The 6,199-nt window shown below is 54.9% G+C and carries 6 protein-coding genes and 1 pseudogene; 5 read left to right on the forward strand and 2 right to left on the reverse strand.

The window, feature by feature from the left end; genetic code table 11:
- The first annotated feature begins 1,319 nt into the window (after positions 1-1,319).
- Positions 1,320-1,589: a hypothetical protein gene (locus GT355_RS15605; protein ID WP_160135478.1), complete on the forward strand. Its 270-nt coding sequence runs from the start codon at positions 1,320-1,322 to the stop codon at positions 1,587-1,589.
- Positions 1,590-1,688: 99 nt separating this feature from the next.
- On the opposite strand, the pseudogene GT355_RS15610 reads toward GT355_RS15605, so the two are convergent.
- Positions 1,689-2,639 (reverse strand): annotated as a pseudogene (locus tag GT355_RS15610) (helix-turn-helix domain-containing protein).
- 443 nt (positions 2,640-3,082) lie between these two features.
- Here GT355_RS15610 and GT355_RS15615 point away from each other — a divergent pair.
- Positions 3,083-3,973: a ParA family protein gene (locus tag GT355_RS15615; RefSeq protein ID WP_160135479.1), complete on the forward strand. Its 891-nt coding sequence runs from the start codon at positions 3,083-3,085 to the stop codon at positions 3,971-3,973.
- Positions 3,970-4,389 carry a DUF7970 domain-containing protein gene (locus GT355_RS15620; RefSeq protein ID WP_160135480.1) on the forward strand — a complete coding sequence of 140 codons (420 nt, stop codon included), beginning with the start codon at positions 3,970-3,972 and terminating at the stop codon, positions 4,387-4,389. The genes GT355_RS15615 and GT355_RS15620 overlap by 4 nt, the downstream gene beginning before the upstream one ends.
- A 135-nt stretch (positions 4,390-4,524) precedes the next feature.
- Here GT355_RS15620 and GT355_RS15625 read toward each other — a convergent pair whose 3' ends face one another.
- The gene (locus GT355_RS15625; protein WP_160135488.1) at positions 4,525-4,818 is read right to left on the reverse strand and encodes a PadR family transcriptional regulator; all 294 of its coding nucleotides are present in this window, start codon (positions 4,816-4,818) and stop codon (positions 4,525-4,527) included.
- 187 nt (positions 4,819-5,005) lie between these two features.
- On the opposite strand from GT355_RS15625, the gene GT355_RS15630 reads away from it, so the two are divergent.
- Positions 5,006-5,173: a DUF1931 domain-containing protein gene (locus tag GT355_RS15630; RefSeq protein WP_160135481.1), complete on the forward strand. Its 168-nt coding sequence runs from the start codon at positions 5,006-5,008 to the stop codon at positions 5,171-5,173.
- Between the two features lie 174 nt (positions 5,174-5,347).
- Positions 5,348-5,566 carry a hypothetical protein gene (locus GT355_RS15635; RefSeq protein WP_160135482.1) on the forward strand — a complete coding sequence of 73 codons (219 nt, stop codon included), beginning with the start codon at positions 5,348-5,350 and terminating at the stop codon, positions 5,564-5,566.
- The last annotated feature ends 633 nt before the right edge of the window (positions 5,567-6,199 follow it).

Below are 6,199 nucleotides of genomic sequence, written 5' to 3' on the forward strand. Positions count from 1 at the left end.
GAGCGGCGGACGTTCGGACCCGAGTGCTGTTTGGTTCAGAAGGCTACTCAGTACATCGGTTAGGATGTTTCGAAGATATTCGGTAAGAGTAGGTGGGCAGTTACTCAATGTCTTGGTCTGCCGGAGGTCCGCTAAGAGAGCAACAGGAAGTAGTGGTCCTCCGAGCACAGTGGCAAGTGCGATACCGATGGCAAGAGGATGACCAGACGGGAGAAGAACGAATCCGAGTAGTATCGCTATCCAGATCGCGAGTCCTTCTCCAATGATTGGCCGCCAGTTCGTGGCTGGTAGAGAGGTATTTGAGTGGTTAATGGTGTGTACTGTGTTTAGTTGGTTTCTGAATTCGGTAGCAATCTGTGCCTTGGATTAAATTTGTCATGCGTATGGGAACGTGCGCCATCGTTCACCTCATTCTCATCTGGATCACAGTGCTCATCCAGCGAGAATGGTCCTGCTGCCGTCGGTTCACTACCAATCGATTTTCTCCGCAATCCAGATAGCCTTCGTAATCATCCACTACCTGATAGTCTTCGATAGCACCGTCCGGACCGACGGTTTCCCATGAGGACCGACAGTGGACTGAGCCTCCCTGACTGGGTGCTCTCCATTAGGTCGTTTGCGTAGTTGTGGATGACTGCAGGATCACCGATGAGTCGGGCGCTGTTAAAGAACAATGGCTTGGGGGACTTGGGGGTTTCGCCGTGTGAGAACGACGTCGTGATCCGCGAAGTACAAACGTCAACACTCAGGTGATACGAATCGCAGTCGTTGAGTTTGCTCTGTGTATCGAGCGGGTAGCTTCGGGAGTGGTGAATCATTTCGATCTATGTCCAGGTAGGTCGAACTCGGGATATTCCCCGCGCTTGGCAGCGAGGAGTCGGTTGATGAGCATCGAGAATCGCCCGACCGGAACATCCGTTATGAAGACACGAATCAGGATCTGCAACTTCTGCTCCTATGCGAAACGCTGGAGGCAATCGTTGGCTTTTCTAATGTCTCTACAATCGACTCAAAGGAACACCCGAGTGGACGGTCTGGACCGGCGATCGGGTGCTCGCGTTCGATCTTTCCGAAAGACGTTCAGTAACCGTCGACCGTAGTCAGGGCAGTGACGTCGACGACCAGGAGGCGAGTTAGCCCATGAGCGCGGACCAATCAGACTTCACAGCGTTCGGCGGGAGCGAGGCAGCACCAGACGGCGCGTGCATCCGTTATGAACGGTGTGAGAACATCGTTCCCGAGAACGGCCGTATCTGTGGGCCGTGTCCCGACGAGCTCCGTACAGCCGACCGAGAGCGGCGCGAGGAGACGAGCAGACTATGAGCCCGGAGCAAACCGAGAGCAACCGTGAGCGTGTCGAGAGCGCGCTCAGGCGCTTCATGAGCGACGACCCACACGGCAACGCCTATCGGTACCTTCACGCCTCCGATCTAACGGACGAAGACGGCGACCTTTCGGTGGCAGTCGTTGGGTCGTATCTTCCGAAGTTGAGGGATGATTCCCCGCTCGATGGCGGGCTCGTCGTCGAGGAATACACCCGACGCCGATGTGGGCCCTCTCTCTGGCTCGCTCGGAGGGAAGACGAATGACCGAGTGTTGCCGGTGTGGTGGCGAAACGGAGCGACAGTCGAGCGCCGAGCAACCGCTCTGTTGGGGTTGTGCTGATCTGGCGCCGCCTGTAAACACGGTCATGTGACTCCGTACTGGTCTTTGAGCGCCATGAATTCTGTTTCACTCGGGATGGCGACAGGGGATTCCTCCGAGGGCTCGAACTCACCATGGAGGGGCCGATACATCGCAGCTACTGTGGAGTCCAACTCGTACCACTGCGCAGTCTCTGTGAGCGTCTCCTGGTCGATGTCCAACTCCTCGGTCAGGAGCATCGCATAACTGACGCGGCGGGACCCACTATCGAGGACGAGCGTGTGGCACACTACGTCGGCAGGTGTGAGTTCCGTGTCGGGGGCATACCAGAACGCAGGTTCGCCCGCGAGGAAAAACTATAGACCGTACTCTGCAAATCGGGCGAGCCCGGACAGGTGCCAGTCGGGAGCGGCTTCGAGTGCCTCCGTATCCGCAGCTGTCTGCACGCGGACGAGTGCTCGCTTTGGATCACACCACTCGACGGTCGCACTCGGCGCGAGTGCCCGGACTCGCGACCGGTGCTCGTGTTGCATAACGGCACGGGCGAACGCCAGCAGCGGCGCGAGATCCCCACTTAACGCGTACTCCGGGCCGGATGGGGACAGCATTGCACGATGCTTGAGCGGTGAAAGAGCCTTATGGACGCCCTGCCGGGTAATATCGAATCGCTCGGCGATCTCAGCCACCCGGCGCGGCTCGTCGAGATACCAGCACGCCCGGAGTGTGGCTGCTGAGAGGAGGGCGGGCCACTCGACGTGACTGAGTTCCGACTGCAGGGTCCGGTACGCTTCAACGACTGGGTGGTCAGCGAGGTAGACCCGCCGCTGGTTGTTGGGCCCACGGTGTTCGTTGAGCAGGCCGGCTTCGACCAATTCATCAAGGACGTCGTAGAGATGTGCCTTCGAATACTCGGTGTCCGTCGCGAGGTCGGTTGCCGTCGCTTCCCGGCCGGTACTCAACGCATCGAGGATAGCGAGTCCGGCCTTAGTAAGCATTTGTGTCTACTATAAGCCTTATTTGTATAAATACGTTTTTGGATTAGAGTTGACGCCATCTCTATTCTATGGCCGACCTTGACGAGCGTGGAGGTGCCTAATGTCCTCGCTTAATGGTGATTTCTCCTCTCAACATTTAGTTCGCTGAGTTAGTTTAGTCGCGTGTGCCAGTAGACGAGATGTGGCTGTATCTTTCGAAATATCATTTGGAGCCTGAGTGAGAGTCTACCACCAGTTGTGCTGGAACTCAACTGTTGGAGCTAGGCAAATTTCTATCCCCTCTATATACCCCCTTGCTGTGTCCTTCTCGGACGTTCCTACTGGTATAACTAATAGGACTAACTAGTAAGTTTGATTGGTTGGTATAACCGATCGGACTAACAAAGGAGACTAGCTAGAGTGTCTGACTAACCTTTATAACAAAGCGAAGGGATTGGTTCGATATGTTGGGATACTCCGTATACTCGGAAGCGGGGGGAGTGGCAAAGACAACAACAGCCGCGAACTGCGCGGTCGCTCATGCTCGGCACGGGCTTGACGTTTTGATGATTGATCTGGATCCACAGAACGCCAGTCTCTCCTACCTATTCGATGTAGATCAGGACCGGGCTGAAGGGGATGCAGACAATTTGGTTCGTCACCTTATTGGCCGACCCCGAGGAAAGCTGACCGACCTTATTCGTGAGACTGACGAAGGGGTGGATGTCCTACCGACCCATAACATGCATGAGAAGCTAACAGAGCTTCTCTTGAAAACCGCTGAAATCGAAGAGCAAACCCATGGAGACACGAACTACGAATTTCAGAAACACTCACAGCTTCTCACAGTGCTACAGGAGGCGGGAATCAACGAACAGTACGATGTACTCGTAATTGATCCCCCAGCAAATGGAGAGCAAGCACAGAACAATGCTCTATTCGCAACTCGAAACGTCGTCATTCCTGTAGAACTATCCGGGAAAGGGGAGCAATCTGTTCGTGGACTAGAGGAAGTTGTTGAAGGGCTTGAGGCAACGCTCGAAGTGAATATCGGCGTTCTAGCTCTTCTACCGTTCAAATACGAAGGGACGAACGACCAGAAGCATTATCTCGATGAACTAGAAGAAACTGGATTCGACATGCCAGTTATAGTCGGTAAGCGTTCATCGCTGATGGAGGGGTGCTGGCGGGAGCAATGTAGCGCATTTCGCTATATCGACGAATACCGCGATCGGCGACGAGACCACGAAGTGAAGACGCTTGAACAGTACGACGAGTTAGCTCGTCATATCGAGCGTGAAGGCGGTATTCAGCTCGAAGACACCAGCCAGAACGAAATTGAGGTGGAATTATGAAAAAAGGCAGCGGTGATGACCCGTTTGCAAACGAGGGTAGCGAAGTAGAACTGCAGTCATCTGAAAGCGAGACACGCGATGAAATAGGTGAAAGTACGCCCGAGATACTAAGCGAAGCAACCTCTACAGGCACGGAAACGACGTCGTCCGTCTCACAACCTGCCGACGATCTCCCGTACTTAGCCCGTAGGCAGCTACGAAACAAGTCAGTGAAAACGGATCGAGACCAAATTCCCTTCTTTCTTCGATCTTCTATTCAGGAGGGTGAACGCGACCTTCGGCGTGAGGTGGAAGATTCGCTCAGCCAAGAAGTAAACAAAACGGATCTTCGGGAGGCTGCTTACGTCTATGCTCAAAGGCATCCAGGGGGGGTAGTCGAGGTGCTTCGAGAGTGGGGAATAGAGTACTTGGAGTAGCGTCTTTCACGCATATACTACTCCTTGGATGGTTATATTAGTTAGTCCGACAGGTATAACCATCTAGTATAACCGCTACGTGTCCAAGCAGAGGTAGGATACAATTTTACGTGGAATAGAGAGCTGAGGCGGACCCTAACCGGAGCTCAGGTCTACATGTTGGCGTTCCCATTCGCGGCGAGCCTCAAGTTCGCGGTGACCACGCTGGGTGACTGAGTAGGCGTTGGTACGCTTATCAATCGCAGTGACCTCAATTAGTCCCATCTCAGCGAGCGTGTCGAGGTTCGGATAGAGTCGACCGTGGTGGATTTCGCCTTCGTAGTCCTCTTCGAGAGAGTCTTTGATCGCAAGGCCGTGCGGTGGGGTGCCGTTTTCTAACCCAACAATCACGTACAGGAGATCGCGCTGGAAGCCAGTCAGATCATCCATCATAGCAACCTGATAAGTCGGGTTACTGGCTCATAAAAGATGTGTCGTAGAGTCTCAGAATTACTCGATAAAGGATAGTTCGTGAGTTACCGTACGCATTAACGTCCACCCTCGTCTTTTATCAACCAGTCATTGTGTATCAGCAGTTTCGGATGGGTATAAATACCTGGCAGCAGTTGTTTCGGCGATGGCAGACTACATTGTTCAATCAGCTGTGAAGGAAGAACTGAGCGACATGAACGTCTCGGCGGATTTCTACGATGCTCTCGATGAGGAAGTGGCCGAGCTCCTCAATAGGGCTGCTCAGCGAGCAGAAGACAACGACCGAAAGACGGTCCAGGCACGCGACCTCTAACGCCGGCGAGCCATTGCGAGCACTATTGCGACCAGGGCGAGCACCGCCGGGAGGATACCGAAGCCGGTACCGAACCCGCTCGATCCCTCGCTACTCCCATTTTCGGACTCAGCTACCGTTTGAGCATCGGTGATCGTCCCGACCGGTGTTCGGTTTATCGATGAATCCTCGAGAATGGTCGAGACCGTCACTGTGGTCGTTGCACTCGCCGAGCTCGTCGACGTCGACGTGGGTGTTGCGGTTGGAGTGGTCGTGCTCGTTGAGGTCCTGATCGGGATTGATGTAGCGGTCGCGGTCGCGAACGAATCCGGGTCGACCTGCTCGCCGTTCACGAGGATTTTCGCCGGCCCACCACGGAGATCGAGCGCGGTGAGTTCCCCCTCGAAAGTGTAGTTGTCGACGCCACGCTCCGCCGTCGAACCCGAGGCCGTGCTGTCAGTTACGACGTCCGGTGAGGAGGCGTTACTCTGAACGAGATCAGCGCCGGCAGCAGGGTGTATCTTCTTGCTCGCCGTCGCATTGTAGTAGACCCGTTCATCGTCCGTACTCTCGATCGTGAGGGTGTTTTCAAGCGCCGTCGTATTCTTGACGTTCGCGCTCTCAGTGCGATTCGAGGTGTTCGCGGTCGTCGAGCCCCCCGAGTCATTCGATTCCTGACCGATCGAGCGAGCAACCCGGAGCAGCGTCGAGCGATTGTAGGTGCCGGTCACCAGATAGGTGACGTTGCTCTCGCTAACGAACGTTGCCGTGCCGGTTCCATTCAGGGTTCGAGGCTCACTGTAGTCTCCGAGTTGGCCGTTGATAGTGACGTTCTCGGTCCCCGAGATGCCGCTATTCCCTCGAAAGAGCGTAGTGTTCTGATATGGGTAGGCTTGCATAGAGCGTGTCATAGAAAGCGTCACGTGCGAGGTTGCAGGGTGTGGGAATTGTGTCCAACAACGCCCAGACCCTGCAAAACGTCACTTCTGTCGACGACTTCTTGAATGTCGCGGCGACCGAGACAGTACCGCTGTTTGAGTATCTCTC

Source organism: Halococcus salsus (assembly GCF_009900715.1).
Taxonomy (GTDB): Archaea; Halobacteriota; Halobacteria; order Halobacteriales; family Halococcaceae; genus Halococcus; species Halococcus salsus.

Excerpts from the sequence above, each read along its gene's own strand:
- GT355_RS15625 (WP_160135488.1), bottom strand. The coding sequence starts at position 4,818 with ATGGATGATCTGACTGGCTTCCAGCGCGATCTCCTGTACGTGATTGTT.
- GT355_RS15635 (WP_160135482.1), top strand. The coding sequence starts at position 5,348 with ATGGTCGAGACCGTCACTGTGGTCGTTGCACTCGCCGAGCTCGTCGAC.
- GT355_RS15620 (WP_160135480.1), top strand. The coding sequence starts at position 3,970 with ATGAAAAAAGGCAGCGGTGATGACCCGTTTGCAAACGAGGGTAGCGAA.
- GT355_RS15605 (WP_160135478.1), top strand. The coding sequence starts at position 1,320 with ATGAGCCCGGAGCAAACCGAGAGCAACCGTGAGCGTGTCGAGAGCGCG.
- GT355_RS15615 (WP_160135479.1), top strand. The coding sequence starts at position 3,083 with ATGTTGGGATACTCCGTATACTCGGAAGCGGGGGGAGTGGCAAAGACA.
- GT355_RS15630 (WP_160135481.1), top strand. The coding sequence starts at position 5,006 with ATGGCAGACTACATTGTTCAATCAGCTGTGAAGGAAGAACTGAGCGAC.